Below are 16,955 nucleotides of genomic sequence, written 5' to 3' on the forward strand. Positions count from 1 at the left end.
TCCCCACCGACCGTCCCTCGCGGAGCGTCCCCATGCTCGCCGATCCCGTCCATCACTACCCGCGTCCCGCCACGCGCGGTCCGTCCGCCGCGCGGCCACTGGCGCGTTCGATCGCGCTCGCGCTGTGCGCCGTGCTCGCGACCGGTGTCGCGACTGCCTGCAACAACACGCGCGTCGCGCGCATCGACCCGGCCTCCGTCACCGACCTCTCGGGGCGCTGGAACGACGCCGACTCGCGCCTCGTCGCGCAGGCGCTGGTGGGCCAGGCGCTGGAGGCGCCGTGGCTCGCCCGCGCGTCCGACCAGCGCGGCGGCCAGGCACCCAGCCTCATCGTCGGCCGCTTCGGCAACCGCACTCTGGAGCACATCCCCGTCGGCACGTTCGTGAAGGACGTCGAGCGCGCGCTGGCCGGGACCGGCGCGGTGACGGTGGTCGCCAGCGCCGACGAGCGCGGCGAGCTGCGCGCCGAGCGGGCGGACCAGCAGCAGTTCGCGAGCGCGGGCACGCGGGGGCGGCTCGCCAGCGAGACCGGCGCGCGCTACGTGCTGCAGGGCGAGGTGCAGGCGATCGAGGACGCCGAGGGGCGCGAGCGCGTGATCTACTACCAGGTGGACGCCGCGCTCGTCGACCTCGAGTCGAACGCGAAGGTCTGGGTGGGCCAGCACAAGATCAAGAAGTACGTCGACCGCCGCCGCTTCGGCTGGTGAGTGCCACTCCCATGATCACGCATCCCGAGAACGTCGCGGCGGCCGTGACGCCCCGCCGCGTGCCCGACGCCGCGCCGTGCGTCCACGCGCTCGCCCCCACCGTCCTCCTCACTCCCGAGGCCCAGGTGTCGCTCCTCATGCAGGTCGCATCGAAGCCCGCGACGCGCGCGCCGCTCGTCGCCACCGCGATCGGCGGCTGGGCGGTCGTGGTCGCGCTGCTCGGCGCGCTGGTGCTCGGCGGCTGCAACGGCCCGCGCGTCGTGCACGAGAGCCCCGTGCTCGTCACCGGGGAGCGCGTGCCGCTCACCGACAGCGTGGCCGCCGCGGCGGGCGCGCGAATCCTCGCGACCCAGCTCGCGACCGCGGAGACGCGCGACTCCATCACCGCCATCGCGACCGCCGGTTGCGCGCCCGACGTGTGCGCGGCGCTGGCGCGCGGCGAGGTCACGCTCGGCATGACGGAGGCGCAGGTGCTGGCCGCGACGCGCACCACGCCGGCCGCCTGGCGCGCGCGCCGCAGCGGCCCCGTGACGACGCTCAGCGCGCCGTCGCTGCAGGCCGCGCCGTCGGACGCCGCGGGTGAGATCGCGATGGTGCAGCTGGCCGACGGCCGCGTGGGCGCCATCGGCTACCGCGAGCCGCAGGGCGTCCGACTCGTGCAGCGTGCCGAGGACGCGACGCGTGTGGGGCGTGCACGCGCGACGGCGGATGCGCTCGTGCGCGAGGGCGATGCCATGGTCGCTGCCGGTGACAGAACAGCTGCACTGGATCGCTACGACCGCGCGCTCGTGCTGCTTCCCGACGACGCGATGCTGCAGTACCGCATCGCCACGCTGCTCGACCAGCAGCTGCGGCCCGTGGAGGCGCTGATCCGCTACCAGCGCTTCCTGCAGCAGCTGGAGCTGCAGCGCATCGACGCGATCGGCAACGCGCACGCGAAGCTGGCCGACGCGATCGCGCGCGCGCAGCAGCGCATCATCGTGCTCGAGCGCCAGGCGCGCTGACCCCATGCGCCCCCGGACCGCGACCCTCCTCGCGTGCGGCGCCCTGCTGCTGGGCGCGTGCACGCTACCGACACCCGCCGCGGTCCGACCGCAGCCGGTGACGGCCACGGGGCTCGCGGCCGCGGAGCAGGCGCTGCGCACGGCGCTGTCGGCCGGAAGCTGGGACGACGCGGTGGCGCGTGCGACCGATCCGCAGCGCGGCGCGCCGGACGATGCGCTGCTGCGCGCGCTCTACGCCGGCACGACGGAGTACTACGCGGGTCGCTGGCGCGAGAGCGCCGCGGCGTTCGAGCGGGCGGCGACCCTCGCCGACGAGCGCGTGACGTGGCGGCTGTCGCGCGGCGCGCTGGCGCTCGCGTCGAGCGACCGCGCGCTCCCGTACGTGCCCGGCGAGAACGAGGTCCTGCTCGCGCACCAGTACGCGCTGCTCGCGTACGCGCAGGCGGGCGACCGCGAGGGCGCGGCCGTGGAGGCGCGCCGCATCGGCGCGCTGCTGGAGCGCCAGGGACCCGCGGCCGATCCGCGCGAGCGCGCCACGCACGCCGTGCTGCGCTACCTCAGCGGCGTCGCGTTCGAGATGGCCGGCGAGCGCGAGGACGCCGCCGTCGCCTATCGCAACGCGCGCACGCTGGGCGCCGACGGCCTGCTGCCGGAGCCTGCACGCGCGACACGTGCGGTGGGGTCGCCGACGGGCGAGGTGGTCGTGCTGATCGAGCGCGGCTTCGTCGCACATCGCGTCTCCACGCGGATGCAGCTGCGCGTCGCGGGCGACAGCGCCGACGACGACGCGGCGCGGCTCGCGACGCGTCTGGGCGCCGCGCTCGGCGACGGCGCCCTCTGGTCGGACGACGTGCCGGCGGTCCTCGCGCTTGACGACGACGCGCCGAGGCGGCGCGCGCATGGCGGCAGCCTGCTGGCGCTCGCATGGCCCGCGCTGCGGCGCGCGCGCGACGTCGCGCCGCTCGCCGGCCTCGTGTCGCCCACCGACGCCGTCGTGCGCATCGTCAGCGCGTGGCGCGGGCTGGGCGCGGAGTCGGTCGGGCTGTCGCGGACGCCGGTGCTGCTGCGCGCGGACCTGTCCGACGCGGTGGCCGCGGACTTCCGCCGCGACCGCAGCTGGCTGGTGACGCGCCTCGTGGCGCGCGCCGCCGTGCGGCAGGCGATCGTCGCGCAGGCGCGCCGTCGCGCGCGCCCGCTCGGCGATCTCGTCGCGTCCGTCGGCACGCTGGTCGAGCAGGCCGACACGCGCTCGTGGCACCTGCTGCCCGCGCGGCTGGAGGTGGTGCGGCTGCGCCTGCCCGCCGGCGCGCAGCCACTCGCGGTCGACGTCGGCGGTCACACGCGCCAGCTCGGCGTGGTGCAGGTGGTCGCTGGCGGTCTCACGCTGTTCCCCGTACGACTCTGGCGGGACGATGCGCCCGCCGCGGCGCACGTCGCCGACGCCGGCATCTGAGCACGCGACCGATCAGCGTCCGATCCCCCGAAACCGCGCGCGTCGCGGTCGCGTCGTGTCAGGGTCGGCTCCATCCACCGGACATCCCCATGCGCCCATATCCCCCCGCCGCGCTGCTCGGCGCCCTGCTGCTTCCCGCCGTGGCTGCCGCGCAGACCACGTTCACGATCGACTCGCTCGGGCCCGCGACCAACGGTGGCGAGCCGCGCTTCCAGGGCGGCGTCGCGCTCTCGCTCGGCCAGCCGGTGCACGAGTTCCGGCAGTACGTGGCGGACGGCATCGGTGCCTCGGGGCACGCGCTCTATCGCCTGGGCGGCAGCGGCGCATTCGCGATGCGCGTGGACGCGGGCTTCGTGCAGTACGGCTCCGAGACGAAGCGCATCCCGTGGAACGACAACGTCGGCCGCGTCACCGTCGACCTCACGACCCGCAACAACATCTTCTGGGCGGGCGTCGGCCCGCACCTGATGGTGCCGCGCGGCCCCGTGCGCCCGTACGTGACCGGCTCGGTGGGCTTCGCGGTGTTCAACACGAACTCCTCGATCCGCGACCGCGACAGCGACCAGGAGATCGCGAGCGACAACAACGCCACCGACGGCACGTGGGCGATGAGCGGCGGCGGCGGCCTCCTGATCCCGGTCGCGCGCAACGCCCGCTCGCTGTTCTTCCTCGACCTGGGCGCACGCTACCACCGGAACGGCCGCGTGACCTACCTGCGCGAGGGCGGCATCACCGACCTGCCGGGCGGCGGCGTGCAGTACGACAAGATCCGGAGCGAGGGCGATCTCTGGACGTTCCAGATCGGTGTCTCGGTTGGCGGGCGGTAACTGAGAGCGTCGAGCGGCGAGCGGCGAGCGGGTTCCTCGGCGCGGCTGGCAGCGGGCGTGCGGGGCCGGCCACGCGGCGGGAGAGAGTGAGCGCCGAGCGCGGAGCGTTAGCTGACGCGATGATGCTTGTAGGCGGGGGCGGCGTGGGTGGGCAGAGGCGACCTGCGAGATCACCAAGGAGACTCGTGCACAGCAACGAGGCTCCGCAGCGTGAGATCGCTGGGAGCCGGAGCCCGCCCGCGCCGCCCCCGCCGGCGCGACTATCCCTAGTCGTCCACCCCGCGTCGTCGCTCGCGCTTCTTGTCGGAGTGCTTCTTCTTCTCGTCCAGGCGCTTCGCCTTGGCGGCGCGCGAGGGCTTGGTCGCCCGCCGCACCTTCGGCACCACGAGCGCCGCGCGCACCAGGTTCGCGAGCCGCCCCTCCGCCGCGTCGCGGTTCTGCCGCTGGCTGCGATGCTCGCTCGCCACCACGCGGATGTTGCCGTCCGCGTCCAGCCGCGACGCCAGCCGCTCCAGCAGCCGCTCGCGCTGCGCGTCGCTCGGCGCGCGCGAGGTGCGCACGTTCCACCGCAGCTCGATGCGCGTGCTCGACGTGTTGACGTGTTGCCCGCCCGGGCCGCCGGCGCGCGTGGCCTTCGCGTCCAGCTCCGCGCGCGGGATCGCGAGTGCGGGGCTCACGATCAGGACGTCGTCACCCTCCTCGAGCGTCGGCGGGACCGGCGCGCTCACTCGCCGCCCTCCGCGGTGCGGCGCGCGATGCGGTCGCAGCCCAGCGCGTCCAGGCGGCCCTTCACGCGGTCGGGCGCCGTCAGCGCGGCCTCGTTCTCGGGCGCGGCGAACACTGCGAGGTACTCGTTCGGCGACGTCTGGTGGAAGCTCGTCTGTCGGTAGCCCATCGCCTCCAGCTCGCACTTTAGCAGGGCGGGCGGCGTGCCGTGCTGGTTCGTCGGACGCGTCGTGTCGAGGATGCCGACGCGCGCACCCGGCCGCAGCGATGGCCAGAGGTTGTAGAGCAGGCCGAAGGGCTGCTCGATCTCGTGGTACATGTGGATCAGCAGCGCGACGTCCACCGCGTCGGGCGGCAGCCGCGGATCGTGCGGCTCGCCGAGGGTGAGCACGACGTTCGGCTGCGGCGTGGTGCGCAGTCGCCGCTGGAGCAGCCGCAGGTAGTCGGCCTCGATGTCCTCCGCCCACACCGTGCCCTTCGGCGCCACGCGCTCGGCCACGCGCACCGTGTAGTAGCCGTCGCCCGCGCCCACGTCGGCGACGTTGGTGCCGGGGCCGACCTTCATCAGGTCGAGCACCTGGCGCGCCTCGCCCGCGTCGTCGCGCGACTCCTCGCTCGACCAGCGCGGCGCGACGATGTCGGAGACCGGACGGCTCGGGGTGGGAAAGCGGTCGGCCGCGGCGCCACGCGACGCGCGACGCGGCGTGATGCTGTCGGCGGCCGCGGTGGTGTCGGCGTCGGCGCGCGCCGCGGGCGCGGAGTCGGCGCGCGAGGCCGGGGTCGCGCTGCCGCCGCGACACGCCGTCGTGACGATCGCCAGCGCGAGGATGGACTGGCGCAGGGCGGCGCTCATGCGCGCGCCGCTCCGTCGGTGCGCGCGGCGGCCGCACCGGCGCGGTGCACGCGCACGGCGGCGACGCGGCGGCCGTCCATCGCCACGACCTCCAGCTCGCCGCCGGGGAAGGGCGCGCGGTCGCCCACGCGCGGCAGCCGCCCGATCGCGCTGAACGTGTAGCCGCCGAGCGTCGTCCAGTCGCCGTCGGGAATCGGGAGGTGGTAGTCGGAGCGCACGTCCACCAGCGACATCGAGCCGGCCAGCTCCAGCACGCCGTCCATCTCGACGGCCTCGCGCTCGCGCTGGTCGTACTCGTCGTTGATGTCGCCGATGACCTCCTCGATCAGGTCCTCCATCGTCACGATGCCGGCGGTGCCGCCATACTCGTCGAGCACCACGGCCAAGTGCGCGCGCGTACGCCGCAGGTCGTCCAGCACGCGCTCGGCCGCGCGCGTCGAGGGGACGTACGCGGGCTCGCGCAGGTAGTCCTCGAGGCGGAACGGAGCCTCGTCGTCGGCGCGCAGCCAGAGGTCCTTCGCGAGGAAGACGCCGATCACGTCGTCGAGCGTGTCGCGGTAGACCGGATAGCGCGAGTAGCGCTCGCTGCGCAGCACCGCCCACACCTCGTCCTCGGTCGCGTCCACGTCGAGCGCGACCACCTCGGTGCGCGGGCGCATGACGTCGTACGCCTTCTTCTCGTGGAAGTCGAAGACGCCGGCGAGCATCGCGGAGTCGCTCTCGTCGAGCGTGCCGTGGGCGCGCGCCTGCATGACGAGCAGCCGCAGCTCCTCGGGGGAGTGCACGTGCTCGCCCTCGCCCACCGGCCGGATGCCGAACGGCTTGAGCACCGCGTTGCCGGCGCCGTTGAGCACCGCGATGAACGGCTTCATGAGCCGCGAGAAGAGGATCAGCGGCGTCGCGATGTGTCGGCTGACGCCCTCGGGCGCGGCGAGCGCCAGCGACTTGGGTGCCAGCTCGCCGAGCACGATGTGCAGGAAGGTGATGATCGCGAACGCGACGGCGATCGCGGCCCCGCTGTGCGCCGCCGCGCTCACCCCCGGCGCCGCATGATCGACGATGCCGAGGGCGCCGAGCCCGCGGTCGATGAGCGACGCGAGCGCCGGCTCGCCGATCCAGCCGAGGGCGAGCGAGGCGAGCGTGATGCCGAGCTGCGTGCCCGAGATGTAGCGGTCGAGGTGCTCCTGCGCCCCCTGGACGACGCGCGCCTTGCCGTCCCCCTCGGCCGCCATCTGGTCGATCTTCGAGCGGCGCGCCGCCACGAGGGCGAACTCCGCGGCGACGAAGAAGCCGTTGAGCAGCACGAGCACGAGCACCGCTCCCAGTCGGAGCCCGATGCCGCCCAACGACAACGCCTCTTCCGACGCCACCGCGTAACCCTCCCGTGCCTGGTTCGTCCTGCCGCTGAGTGGTCTCGCAAAATGCGAGACCCGTGCTCAGGCAGTCCCTTGCATTCCGCCCGCCGCCGCGCGCCCGCCCACGGTCGCGACGACCGGGCGACGGCCGCCCCGGCAATCTGCACCGCGGCACGGCGGCCTGCCCGTGCGCCCGGGGCCCGGGACGCCGCCCGCCGTCCCCCGCCGTGCGCCAGACGCCCAAATCTACCGACCTCACCCGCCAGGTCACGCTGGAGCCCCGCGCCGTGCTGCGCTGGGCGCACGCCGGCCGGCTGGTCGTGGTCACGGCGCTCTTCCTGGCGGCGGTGTTCGTGTGGGAGCGCGCCGCGCGCGACGACACGCGCATCGTGGCGGTCGCCTTCGCGCTCGCCGCCGCCTGGACCGCCGCGGCCTGGTGGCGCGTGGAGGTGCTGCGGCGCCGACCGGGCACGCCGCTGATGGCCGCGCAGTCGGCGATCGACCTCGTGCTGACGACGGCGGTCGTGCACGTGACGGGCGGCGCCAGCTCGCAGTTCACCCCCGTCTACATCCTCGTCATCGCGGTCGCCGCGCTGCTGCTGCCGGTGGGCGGCGGGCTGGCGACGGCGGTCGTCGCGGCGGCGCTCTACGGCGCGGACGTCGTCTGGCTCCGGCCGGGCGGCACCACGCTCGGCCTCTCGCTGCAGGCGTGCGTGTTCGCCATCGTCGCGCTGGGCGCGGGCTACGTCGGCGCGCGGCTGCGACAGGCGGGCGTCGGCGGCGAGCGGCTGGCCGCCGCGCTGGCCCGCGCGCGCGTCGAGGCGACCGACATCCTCCGCAACATCCGCAGCGGGATCGTGACCGTGGACGCGCAGGGGCGGCTGCTCTTCGCCAACCCCGCCGCGTCCGCGCTGCTGCAGTTGGACCTCGCGTCCCGACTCGGTCGGCCCGTCCTCGACGACATCGGCCGCGTCGCGCCGGTGCTCGCGGACGTGCTGTTCCGCGCCGCGGCGCGCGGGGAGCGCACCACGCGGGCCGAGGGCGACATCCGCGCGGGCGAGTTCACGGCGCTCATCGGCGTGACGACGACGGTGTCGGACGGATCCACCGCGGCCGGCGTCGCCGGTGCCCCACAGGCGTCCGGCACCGGCACGGCCATCTTCTCCGACATCACGCAGAGCAAGCGCGTGGAGGCGCTGCACCTGCGCGCGCAGCGGCTGGAGGCGGTGGCGGAGCTGAGCGCGTCGCTGGCGCACGAGATCAAGAACCCGCTCGCGTCCATCCGCAGTGCCGTCGAGCAGCTGGCGCGCCTCTCGACGCGCGGCATCGAGGGCACGCTCGATCAGGAGGACGCGGACGACGTCCGCACGCTGTCGGGGCTCACGGTGCGCGAGAGCGACCGCCTGAGCCGCCTGCTGTCGGAGTTCCTCGACTTCGCGCGCGCCCGCGTGACGCGCGTCGAGCGCGTGGACGCCGGCGCGGTGGCGCGCGAGGCGGGCCGGCTGGCGGCCGCGCATCCGGCGGCGGAGCACGTGCGCGTGCACGTCGCGGTGCCCGACGACACGCCCGCGATCGACGGCGATCCCGAACTGCTGCACCGCGCGCTCTTCAACCTGGCGCTGAACGCGGTGCAGGCGACGGCCGCGGCGCATCCGCAGGGCGGGGGACGCGTGCGGCTGGAGGTGCAGGCCCCCGACCCGGAGGAGCTGCCCGGCGGCCTCTCGTTCCCCGACGGCGCGGTCGCGCTCCACGTCTCCGACGACGGCGGCGGCATCGCGCCCGAGCTCCTCGACCGCCTGTTCGACCCGTTCTTCACGACGCGCCGCGACGGCAGCGGGCTGGGACTCGCGGTCGTCCAGCGCGCCGTGGAGTCGCACCGCGGCGTGGTGCTGGTGGAGGGGGGCGGCGACGGAACCGGCGCGCGATTCACGATCCTGCTGCCCCGGGCCACGGCGCACGCCGAGCCCACGCTCGGAGACAGCCGCCCGTACATGCCCACGCCCGCCGTGGCCCATCGCGCGGTCGCATGAGCTCTTTGGCGCGGGCGGATTCAAGCCCGGGCGTTCTCTGTCGCGCCCGCGCGGCGGTCGTGGGGTGCCCGCCGGCTCCGGGCGTCGCCGGACGCTGCGGAGCCCCGATCGCGCGTCGCGCATCGGGTCTCCTTGCTGGCGACGCAGCGTCGCTCGGCGATCACCCCACGACCGCCGCGCGCGTGCATCGCCGCGGCATCGAGGCGATAGCCAGTGCGCCGCGATCACGCAGGGGGCGCGAAGGGGCGACGGCGGGCACAGGCGACCTCCGATCGCAGCAAGGAGACGCGCGCACTCCGTGCGCGGCGGCTCCGCAGCGGCCGCGATCGGCGGGAGCCGACGCCCGCCGTCACCCCGCCGCGCCGGCGCGACCCACCACGCCCGCGCACGAACACGCACTGAGAGTATTCAGCACGCGCGCCACCGAGGCCACGTCATGAGCACCGCCGTCCGACCCACCGTCCTCGTCGTCGACGACGAGACGTCGATCCTCGACTCCGTCCGGATCCTCCTCAAGACCGAGGGCTTCACGCCCCACGTCGCGCACGGAGGAAGGGCGGGGCTCGAGGCGCTGGCCACCATGCGCCCGGACATCGTCGTCTCCGACGTCCGCATGCCCGGCGTCGACGGGCTGCAGCTGCTCGCGGCAGCGCACGCGCAGGACCCCACGCTCCCCGTCGTCCTGATGACCGCGCAGGCGACGCTGCAGAGCGCCATCCAGGCGGTGAACGACGGCGCGTTCTACTACCTCCAGAAGCCGTTCCGCAACGACGAGCTGGTGGCGATCGTGCGCCGCGCGGCGGAGACGCGCACGCTGCGCGTCGAGAACCAGCGGCTGACGCAGGAGATCAAGCGGCGCGACCGCACCGGCGTCGTCCCGCCCGCGGGTGCGGCGCGTGCATGGCGCGAGGCGCTGCGCATGGCCGAGACGGTGGCGCCCACGGACAGCACGGTGCTCGTCACCGGTGAGAGCGGCACGGGCAAGGAGGTCGTCGCGCGCTGGATCCACGAGCAGTCGGCGCGCACGGACGCGACGTTCGCGTCCATCAACTGCGGCGCGCTCCCCGAGTCGCTGCTCGAGTCGGAGCTGTTCGGCCACACCAAGGGCTCGTTCACCGGCGCGGTGAAGGACAAGCAGGGCCTCTTCCAGGCGGCCGGGGGCGGGACGTTCTTCCTCGACGAGATCGGCGAGACGACGCCCGCGACGCAGGTGAAGCTCCTGCGCGTGCTGCAGCAGCGCGAGGTGATCCCGGTCGGCGCCACGGAGCCGGTGCCGATCGACGTCCGACTCGTGGCGGCCACCAACCGCGACCTCGAGGAGGAGGTGCGGCGCGGGACGTTCCGCGGAGACCTGTACTACCGGCTCAACGTCATCGCCATCCACCTGCCGCCGCTGCGCGAGCGGCGCGACGACATCCCGCTGCTCGCCGACTCGTTCCTGCGGCGCGCGGCGCAGCTGCGCGGCGAGGAGGCGAAGACGCTGGCGCCGGGCGCGCTGGACGAGATGGTCGCCTACCAGTGGCCCGGCAACGTGCGCGAGCTGGAGAACGCGATGGAGCGCGCGGTGATCCTGACGCCGGGCGACGTCATCCCCGCGACCGCGCTTCCCGAGAAGATCACCGCCCGCAAGGTGGAGCCGCTGGTGGCCGAGCGGACGCCGGCGTCGCCGACGCTGGAGGCGATCGAGCGCGCGTACGTCACGTGGGTGCTGCAGAACGAGGGCGGCAACAAGTCGCGCGCGGCCGAGGTGCTGGGGATCGATCCGTCGACGCTCTATCGGAAGCTGGCGCGGTACGGCGTGGAGGCCTGAGCGGCGGCTGCGGGCGGCGGGCTGCGTGCCTCGTGAACGGCCTCGGGACGCTTCGGCGTGCCGGGGCCGTTCGGCCTTTGGAGAGGATGCGGATGCTTCGGATGACTCGGATGCTGCGGATCGCTCCGCTCGGTGCATCGAGCGTCGCCGCCACGCGGAGCGATCCGAATGATCCGTTCCCATCCGCAGCATCCGCATCCTCCCCAAACGGGGACAGGTCCAGCACGACGGAGCACGGACGCAGCCCGGAGCTCGCGGCCCGCCGCCCGAGACGTCGTCACACCGCCGGCCATGATCGTTCTGGCGCGCGACACGGCCCGCGCGCGCACGTGCCACGAGGCAAGCCGCGGCGACGCCGAAATGCTCTCGCAAGCTGCATGGCGTCGTGCAAAAAGCGAGGCGCGGAACGCCGCACCGCCGTGCGGTGGAATGATGCAAGTGCTTGCGGGAGCGTGGCTTATCCTGGCGTGCCGGACGCGGCACGGCCGCTGCCCAATGCGACGGCGTGAATCGGTCGCGACATGCGGCACGACGCGCAGAACACCGCGAGTCAGGGCGCTCGCCGAGACCCGGACGACACTCAAGTCCGCGACGGGCGCCGCCGATATCACGACTCGGATCGACCACGCAGGACCACGCAGTACCGCCTCGCACCACCGTCCCCCCCAACACCGGAGTCGCGCGTCATGCGTACCAACAACCGCAAGGGCTTCTCGCTCATCGAGCTCCTGATCGTCGTCGTGATCATCGGCATCCTCGCCGCGATCGCGATCCCGAAGTTCGCGAACACGAAGGAGAAGGCGTACATCGCCCAGATGAAGTCCGACCTGAAGAACCTCGCCTCGGCGCAGGAGTCGTACTTCGCGGACAAGAACACGTACGCCAGCCTCGCCGACATCCAGCTCGCCCCGTACAGCTGGACGGTCTCGGGCGGCGCGCAGGTCACGCCGTCGGTCACGGGCGCCGCGGGCGGCTGGAGCGCCTCGCTGGTCGACAACCGCGTCACGAGCGTCGGCGCGACGAAGAACTGCGGCATCTACGCCGGTGGCGTCACTCCGCCGAACGCTGCGGTGACGGCCGAGGGCGTGGTCGCCTGCTGGTAAGCTTCGGCTGACGCAGCACCCGCTCGACGCGCATGGGGCGGTCTCCTCCGGGAGGCCGCCCCATCGCGCATTCGGGCCTCGCGACTGGGCCCCCGATTGCGAACCGGCCCGGTCGGTCGTCCATTGCGCGGCGCCATGACGACCGCCTCCCGACCAGCTCCGGTCCCCCCGACCGATCCCGGCACCGACGCCTCCGAGCGCGCGGTGCCGCGCGCGCGTCTGGCCCTGCGGGCCGCGGGCGTCGCGGGCGCGATCGGGCTGGGCGTCGCCGTGGCCGGCGTGGTGGCCGTGCGCGCGGACGCCGCACCCGTGGCGATCGCGCTCGGTGGCGCCGCGGTGTGTGCGCTCGCGGCCTGGCTCTGGGTGCGGCGCCACGTCGAGCGCCCGCTCGCCCGCGTGGCCGTCGACGGCACGCCCGACGCCGACGTCGAGGCGCTCGCCGCGCGCACGCGCGCGCTCGCCGACCGGATGCGCGCGGGCGAGGCCCAGCGCGCGCGCGCCGAGAAGCTGGCGACCGTGGGGCGCATGGCGGCGGGGATCGCGCACGAGGTGGGCAACCCGCTGGCCGCCATCAACGGCTACGCCCACGTGCTGCGCGCGCGCACGGCCTCGCAGCCCGAGCTGGCGCCGGTGCTCGACGCGCTGGAGCGCGAGAGCGCGCGCATCGACCGCATCGTGCGCGGGCTGCTCGACTTCGCCCGTCCGCGCCGCATCACGCCGGCGATGGTGAGCGTCAACGGCGTGCTCGAGGGCGCGGTGGCGCTGCTGCGCGACCAGGGCGTGCTGCGCCGCCTCACCGTGCAGGCCGAGCTGGCCGACCCGACGCCCGCGGTGTTCGCGGAGCGGCACGAGCTCGAGCAGGTGATCGTCAACCTGCTGCTGAACGCCGCCGACGCGATGGACGGCGGGCCGGGCACCATCGCGCTCGTGTCGCGCGAGGTCGCGGTCGACGAGCTGGGACGCGAGGCGCGCCGGCGCGCGGGCGACGCGCCCGACACGATCGCGCCGCCGCGCCGCAACCGCCGCGTGACCGAGTGGCTCTCCGACGGCGGGCGCGCGCCGCGCGCGGTGGCGCAGATCGTCGTCGCCGACTCCGGCCCCGGCATCGCGCCCGAGGACTGGGAGCGCGTGTTCGATCCCTTCTACTCGACGAAGGACGCAGGGAAGGGGACCGGCCTGGGGCTCGCGATCGTCGCCCGCACGGTGGACCAGCTGGGTGGCGCGGTGTGGGTGCAGCGCGCGCGCGAGGGCGGCGCGGCGTTCGTGATCGTGCTCCCACTGGCCGATTCCCTCGCGCCGACGGGGATGGCCGCCGTCTCGGCCGACGCCGGCGAGGAGCAGCTCGACCTCCTGCTGCGGCGATAGGCGCGCGAAGCGCCCGGTGCGGCGCCATGCGCCGCCGCGCGCTCGCGTGATGCGTGGTCGCGAGCCGCCCGGGCGTACCGTGCGCCCATGCGATCGCGCACCGCCACGACCCCGTCACGCCTCCCGCGCGGCGACACCATCGTCGAGGCGCTCGTCGCGCTCCTGCTGCTCGCGACCGGCGCGCTGGCGCTGATCGGGCACACGGCGACGCTCACGCGCGACGAGCGTCGCGCGGCCGCGCGTCATCACGCCGCCGCGCTGCTGGAGGCGCGCGCGGCGGAGTGGGCCGGTGCGCCGTGCGCGGACGGCGCGGGCGCGCGCACCGTGGACGGCCTCGCGGAGTCGTGGACCGCGTCGCGCGACGCGGACTCGCTCGCGATCCTGGTGGACTCGCTGCGCGCCGCGGACGATCGGGGCGGCGTGCGCGCGGGGCTGGTGGCGGTGCGCGGGTGCGCGCCATGATCTCAACGACCGGAGTGCGACGCTCGCCGCGTGCGCGCGCCGGCACCTCGCTGCCCGCCGTGCTGATCGGCGTCACGCTGTCGACGCTCGCGGTGGCGCTGCTCGGGCGCGCGATGGTGGACCTGCTGCGTCACGCGCACCGCCTGCACGCGCGCGAGCAGGCGCGCGCGCAGCTCGGCCAGGCCGCGGGCGTGCTGGCCGCGGAGCTGCGCGGCGCGACCGCCCTGCCGTCGCCCACCGACGTCGCCGATCTCCTGCTCGTCGCCGACACCGCCGTCGAGGTGCGCGCGCCCGTCGGCGGCGGCGTGGCCTGCGCCACCGGCGGCGACTATGTCGAGGTGCTGGAGTCCGTCGCCACCGGCGCGCCGGCGGTCGGCTGGTGGAGCGACGCGCCCGAGGCGGGCGACGTCGTCCACGTGCACGACGAGGGCGCGCAGCCCACCGTGCGCGACGACGCGTGGCACGCGCGCGACCTCGTGGCCGTCGAGCATTCCGCGACCGCGTGCGCCACCGGCCCGTTCGCGCCGTGGCGCGCGGCGGGCGCGCAGCTGCGGCTCCGCCTCGCGGGCGCCGCGCTGCCGGCGACGGTGAGCGCGGGCGCGCCGGTGCGCGTGACGCGGCGACGCCGCTACGTGCACTACCGCGCCGGCGACGGCACCTGGCAGCTGGGACAACGCGAATGGTCCGCCGCACTCGGCGCGCTGCAGCCGGTCGCGGGGCCGCTCGCCTCGCGCAGCGCGCAGGCGCCGGGGCTCTCGGTCGTCGCGCGCGACGCCGGCCGCCTCGACGTCGTCGCGCGCGTCGAGCTCGCGTTCCCGGGCGCACGCTGGCGCGACTCCGCGGTGGTGCGCGCGCCGCTCGACACGGGACGCGCGCCATGAGCGGTCACGGGTCGTCCCGTCCGAGGCACGTCACGCGGCGCGGCACCGCGCTGCCGCTCGCGCTCGTGCTGCTGACCGTCGGCGCGGTGCTCGCGACCGCCGGGGAGGCGACGATGCGCGACGGCGTGCGCGCCAGCCGGGCATCGGTCGCGGCGCTGCAGGCGCGTGCGACGTCCGAGGCGGCCGTCGCGTGGGCGCAGCGCCACTGGAGCCCGGGCTGGGTGCTCGCGCTACGGCCCGGCGGCACGCGGCGCGTGAGCGTCACGACCGCCGCCGGCACCGCGACCCTCGACGTCGTGCGGCTCGACGTGCACCGCTACCTGCTCGTTGCGGAGTCGCGCGTCGCCACCGGCGTCGTGGGGGCGGGATCGCTCGCCGTCCGACGTGCGGGCGCGTTCGTGCGGCTGTCGCGCGTCTGGATCGCGCCGCCGGCGGCGCTCACCTCCGGCGGCGCGGTGGTCGCGGCCGCGGGCGCGGTGCTGCGCGGCGGCGACGTCGCGCCGGCCGGCTGGGACTGCCCGCCGCCGCTCCCGGTCCCCGCCGATCTCGCGATCGGCGCCGACGCCGATTCCGTCGGCGTCGCGCCGGACGTGCCGGCCGCGCACCGCGTCCTCGTCACGCCGGCCGCGCGCGACGACGCGACCTTCGACGTCTACGGTGATCAGTCGTGGGACGCGCTGGTGCAGCGCGCCGACGTCGTCGTCCCCTCGGGCACGGATGTCTCGCCGCTCCCGCGCGAGGCCGGCGGCGCGTGCGTCGTCGACGTCGGCAGCTGGGGCGAGCCGCGACGCGGGGCGGGCGCGTCGGCCGCGTGCACGGAGGTCGCACCGGTCGTCCACGTGCGTGGCGCAGAGGTCACGCGCCTGCGCGGTCCCGCGCGCATGCAGGGCATTCTGCTCGTCGACGGCGACCTCGAAGTGGAGGGCGACGTCGCCATCACCGGCGTCGTCATCGTGCGCGGCGCGCTGCGCGCTCCGAATGCGTCGATGCGCGTGACGGGCGCGCTGCTCGTGCGTCAGCGCGCGGCCGCGACGGGTGCTGCGCACGCCGTCGTGCTGGGCCCCGCGAGCGTCGTCGAATCCTCGTCCTGCGCGGTCACGACCGTCACGCTGGTGGCCTCGCGCGTCATGTCCCTAGGCAGGCGGGGAGGGGTCACCGTCACACGGTAGGCCAGGAGGTGACGGATCGCACGCCTCAGCCGTTACCCCCGGTGCGCCCCGTTCGTGTTGAGCGCGTGAAGCGGCCGACGTGCATCGGCGGCGCGCGATCACCCTGCAAATCCTCACCGCTCACCCGCTCATGCGCATCTTCGGTCGGAGCAAGCAGACCGTCGGTCTCGACATCGGATCCGGCCTCGTGAAGGCCACCGTCGTCGACCACTCGGGCGCCGTGCCGGAGCTGACGCGCGTCGTCGTCACGCCGCTGGCGGACGACGCGATCGTCGAGGGCGAGGTGATGGACCCGGCGCTCGTCGCCGACGCGGTGCGCGAGACGCTCGCCGCCGCCGCCGACCAGGCCAAGAACGTCGTCGTCGCCATCGGCGGCCGCGACGTCATCGTCAAGCGCATCCGCATGGAGCGCGTGAAGGAGGCCGCCGCGCGGGAGCTGATTCGCTGGGAGGCGGAGCAGCACGTCCCGTTCGACATGGACTCCGTGCAGCTCGACTTCCAGATCCTCGATCCCGCCGGCGACGCGCCCGAGATGAGCGTGCTGCTCGTCGCGGCCAAGCGCGAGCTGGTCGAGGCGAAGGTCCGCCTGCTCGAGGATGCGGGCGCCAAGCCGCGCGTCGTCGACGTCGACGCCTTCGCGCTGCACAACGCCTTCGAGACCAGCTATCCCGACGCGCTCACCGGCGTCGTCGCGCTGGCGAACGTGGGCCACGAGGTCACCAACGTCAACATCCTCGAGGAGGGCGTGCCGGTGCTGACGCGCGACCTGGCCGCCGGCACGCGCCGCGTGCGCGAGGACCTGCAGCGCGAGCTCGGGCTGTCGGCGCGCGACGCGGAGCGCGTGCTGCAGGGGCATGGCGACGCCGGTGGCGCGGCCACCGCTGCACTCGGCGCCATCGTCGCGCGGCACGCGCAGGACGTCGCGGTCGGCGTCGAGCGCGCGGCCGCGTTCCTCGAGTCCGCGTCGCGCACGGCCGGTCCGCTCCGCGCGCTCTACCTGTGCGGCGGCGGCGCGCGCATCCCGGGCCTCGCCCAGGCGGTCGCGACCCAGCTCCGCGTCTCGGTCGAGGTGGCGCAGCCCCTCGGCGGCATCGCGGTGCGCGACGGCGCGTTCGACGGCCTCGACGCCGACGCCGTCGCCCCGCTGCTGATGCTCCCCCTCGGCCTCGCCCTGCGGAAGGTCGCGTGACCGCGCCGCGTCCCGCCCACT

At 75.2% G+C, this 16,955-nt stretch carries 15 protein-coding genes; 12 read left to right on the plus strand and 3 right to left on the minus strand.

The window, feature by feature from the left end:
• Nucleotides 1-32 precede the first annotated feature (32 nt).
• The 4 genes from rosag_RS21910 (at nt 33) to rosag_RS21925 (ending at nt 3,991) form a co-directional block, all read left to right on the plus strand.
• Nucleotides 33-707 carry a penicillin-binding protein activator LpoB gene (locus rosag_RS21910; protein WP_284352313.1) on the plus strand — a complete coding sequence of 225 codons (675 nt, stop codon included), beginning with the start codon at nt 33-35 and terminating at the stop codon, nt 705-707.
• Between the two features lie 11 nt (nt 708-718).
• The gene (locus rosag_RS21915) at nt 719-1,711 is read left to right on the plus strand and encodes a hypothetical protein (RefSeq protein WP_284352314.1); all 993 of its coding nucleotides are present in this window, start codon (nt 719-721) and stop codon (nt 1,709-1,711) included.
• 4 nt (nt 1,712-1,715) lie between these two features.
• Complete coding sequence (locus rosag_RS21920) at nt 1,716-3,164, plus strand: COG3014 family protein (protein WP_284352315.1); 1,449 nt, start codon at nt 1,716-1,718, stop codon at nt 3,162-3,164.
• An 89-nt stretch (nt 3,165-3,253) separates the two neighbouring features.
• The gene (locus tag rosag_RS21925; RefSeq protein ID WP_284352316.1) at nt 3,254-3,991 is read left to right on the plus strand and encodes a hypothetical protein; all 738 of its coding nucleotides are present in this window, start codon (nt 3,254-3,256) and stop codon (nt 3,989-3,991) included.
• Nucleotides 3,992-4,257: 266 nt separating this feature from the next.
• On the opposite strand, the gene arfB is transcribed toward rosag_RS21925, so the two are convergent.
• From arfB to rosag_RS21940, 3 genes are read right to left on the minus strand one after another with little or no spacing between them, the layout of a single operon-like run.
• A complete protein-coding gene (arfB, locus tag rosag_RS21930; RefSeq protein ID WP_284352317.1) occupies nt 4,258-4,719 on the minus strand; it encodes an alternative ribosome rescue aminoacyl-tRNA hydrolase ArfB in 462 nt (153 codons plus the stop codon).
• The gene (locus rosag_RS21935) at nt 4,716-5,570 is read right to left on the minus strand and encodes a class I SAM-dependent methyltransferase (RefSeq protein ID WP_284352318.1); all 855 of its coding nucleotides are present in this window, start codon (nt 5,568-5,570) and stop codon (nt 4,716-4,718) included. The genes arfB and rosag_RS21935 overlap by 4 nt, the downstream gene beginning before the upstream one ends.
• The gene (locus rosag_RS21940; RefSeq protein ID WP_284352319.1) at nt 5,567-6,940 is read right to left on the minus strand and encodes a hemolysin family protein; all 1,374 of its coding nucleotides are present in this window, start codon (nt 6,938-6,940) and stop codon (nt 5,567-5,569) included. The genes rosag_RS21935 and rosag_RS21940 overlap by 4 nt, the downstream gene beginning before the upstream one ends.
• Before the next feature lie 212 nt (nt 6,941-7,152).
• Here rosag_RS21940 and rosag_RS21945 point away from each other — a divergent pair, with 212 nt between their 5' ends.
• The 8 genes from rosag_RS21945 to pilM all read left to right on the plus strand — a co-directional run bounded on the left by rosag_RS21945 (nt 7,153) and on the right by pilM (nt 16,934).
• Nucleotides 7,153-8,955 (plus strand): two-component system sensor histidine kinase NtrB, encoded by a 1,803-nt coding sequence (locus rosag_RS21945; RefSeq protein ID WP_284352320.1) that lies wholly within the window; start codon nt 7,153-7,155, stop codon nt 8,953-8,955.
• 436 nt (nt 8,956-9,391) lie between these two features.
• A complete protein-coding gene (locus rosag_RS21950) occupies nt 9,392-10,765 on the plus strand; it encodes a sigma-54-dependent transcriptional regulator (protein WP_284352321.1) in 1,374 nt (457 codons plus the stop codon).
• A 686-nt stretch (nt 10,766-11,451) separates the two neighbouring features.
• Nucleotides 11,452-11,868 carry a type IV pilin protein gene (locus tag rosag_RS21955; protein WP_284352322.1) on the plus strand — a complete coding sequence of 139 codons (417 nt, stop codon included), beginning with the start codon at nt 11,452-11,454 and terminating at the stop codon, nt 11,866-11,868.
• A gap of 135 nt (nt 11,869-12,003) precedes the next feature.
• Complete coding sequence (locus rosag_RS21960) at nt 12,004-13,233, plus strand: sensor histidine kinase (RefSeq protein ID WP_284352323.1); 1,230 nt, start codon at nt 12,004-12,006, stop codon at nt 13,231-13,233.
• Between the two features lie 87 nt (nt 13,234-13,320).
• The gene (locus rosag_RS21965) at nt 13,321-13,695 is read left to right on the plus strand and encodes a hypothetical protein (protein ID WP_284352324.1); all 375 of its coding nucleotides are present in this window, start codon (nt 13,321-13,323) and stop codon (nt 13,693-13,695) included.
• Nucleotides 13,696-13,709: 14 nt separating this feature from the next.
• On the plus strand, nt 13,710-14,576 hold the full coding sequence (locus tag rosag_RS21970; protein WP_284352325.1) for a PulJ/GspJ family protein: 867 nt from the start codon (nt 13,710-13,712) through the stop codon (nt 14,574-14,576).
• Complete coding sequence (locus rosag_RS21975; protein ID WP_284352326.1) at nt 14,573-15,745, plus strand: hypothetical protein; 1,173 nt, start codon at nt 14,573-14,575, stop codon at nt 15,743-15,745. The genes rosag_RS21970 and rosag_RS21975 overlap by 4 nt, the downstream gene beginning before the upstream one ends.
• A gap of 130 nt (nt 15,746-15,875) precedes the next feature.
• Nucleotides 15,876-16,934, plus strand: coding sequence for a type IV pilus assembly protein PilM (pilM, locus tag rosag_RS21980; RefSeq protein WP_284352327.1), 1,059 nt, complete (start codon nt 15,876-15,878; stop codon nt 16,932-16,934).
• Nucleotides 16,935-16,955: the final 21 nt, after the last annotated feature.

The sequence above is a fragment of the Roseisolibacter agri genome (assembly GCF_030159095.1).
Classification (GTDB): Bacteria; Gemmatimonadota; Gemmatimonadetes; order Gemmatimonadales; family Gemmatimonadaceae; genus Roseisolibacter; species Roseisolibacter agri.

Excerpts from the sequence above, each read along its gene's own strand:
- rosag_RS21915 (WP_284352314.1), top strand. The coding sequence starts at position 719 with ATGATCACGCATCCCGAGAACGTCGCGGCGGCCGTGACGCCCCGCCGC.
- rosag_RS21935 (WP_284352318.1), bottom strand. The coding sequence starts at position 5,570 with ATGAGCGCCGCCCTGCGCCAGTCCATCCTCGCGCTGGCGATCGTCACG.
- rosag_RS21950 (WP_284352321.1), top strand. The coding sequence starts at position 9,392 with ATGAGCACCGCCGTCCGACCCACCGTCCTCGTCGTCGACGACGAGACG.
- rosag_RS21965 (WP_284352324.1), top strand. The coding sequence starts at position 13,321 with ATGCGATCGCGCACCGCCACGACCCCGTCACGCCTCCCGCGCGGCGAC.
- rosag_RS21925 (WP_284352316.1), top strand. The coding sequence starts at position 3,254 with ATGCGCCCATATCCCCCCGCCGCGCTGCTCGGCGCCCTGCTGCTTCCC.
- rosag_RS21955 (WP_284352322.1), top strand. The coding sequence starts at position 11,452 with ATGCGTACCAACAACCGCAAGGGCTTCTCGCTCATCGAGCTCCTGATC.
- rosag_RS21910 (WP_284352313.1), top strand. The coding sequence starts at position 33 with ATGCTCGCCGATCCCGTCCATCACTACCCGCGTCCCGCCACGCGCGGT.
- rosag_RS21920 (WP_284352315.1), top strand. The coding sequence starts at position 1,716 with ATGCGCCCCCGGACCGCGACCCTCCTCGCGTGCGGCGCCCTGCTGCTG.
- rosag_RS21975 (WP_284352326.1), top strand. The coding sequence starts at position 14,573 with ATGAGCGGTCACGGGTCGTCCCGTCCGAGGCACGTCACGCGGCGCGGC.
- pilM (WP_284352327.1), top strand. The coding sequence starts at position 15,876 with ATGCGCATCTTCGGTCGGAGCAAGCAGACCGTCGGTCTCGACATCGGA.
- rosag_RS21960 (WP_284352323.1), top strand. The coding sequence starts at position 12,004 with ATGACGACCGCCTCCCGACCAGCTCCGGTCCCCCCGACCGATCCCGGC.